Source organism: Enterobacter sp. HMSC16D10 (assembly GCF_001807145.1).
Lineage (GTDB): Bacteria > Pseudomonadota > Gammaproteobacteria > Enterobacterales > Enterobacteriaceae > Enterobacter > Enterobacter roggenkampii.
Genome location: NZ_KV787909.1, coordinates 1 through 527 on the forward strand (window position 1 = coordinate 1; position 527 = coordinate 527).

The following is a 527-nucleotide window of genomic DNA, read 5'->3' on the forward strand; positions in this document are numbered from 1 at the left end:
CGGCCAAGCCGTTCTGGCGCGGGTAGCTGCCGAGTTTGCGCAGCATCAGCGAAGCCGTTACCGTGCCTTGCTTGATGGAGGTGGCCAGCCGCAGAATTTCATCCCAATGGGCGCGTATTTGCTTGATGTTCAGCCTGTCGCTGCTAATCATCGGCTTGAGCGCGTCATAGGCGGCATCGCCCTTGGGGATGAATAGCTTGGTTTCGCCCAAGTCACGGATACGCGGCGCGAAGCGAAATCCCAGCAAATGCATCAAGCCAAACACGTGATCGGTGAAGCCTGCCGTGTCGGTGTAGTGTTCCTCGATGCGCAAGTCCGACTCGTGGTACAGCAGGCCATCAAGCACGTAAGTTGAATCACGAATGCCCACGTTGACCACCTTGGCACTGAAGGGCGCGTACTGGTCGGAGATATGGGTGTAGAAAGTCCGTCCTGGACTGCTTCCATACTTCGGGTTGATATGACCAGTGCTTTCTGCTTTGCTGCCGGTTCTGAAGTTCTGGCCGTCCGACGATGACGTGGTGCCG

General features: G+C 57.1%; 1 protein-coding gene. It reads right to left on the reverse strand.

The window, feature by feature from the left end; translation table 11 throughout:
- Positions 1 to 527 (reverse strand): Tn3 family transposase (locus HMPREF3143_RS21630; RefSeq protein WP_139145883.1); only part of this gene is annotated, 527 nt, incomplete at both ends.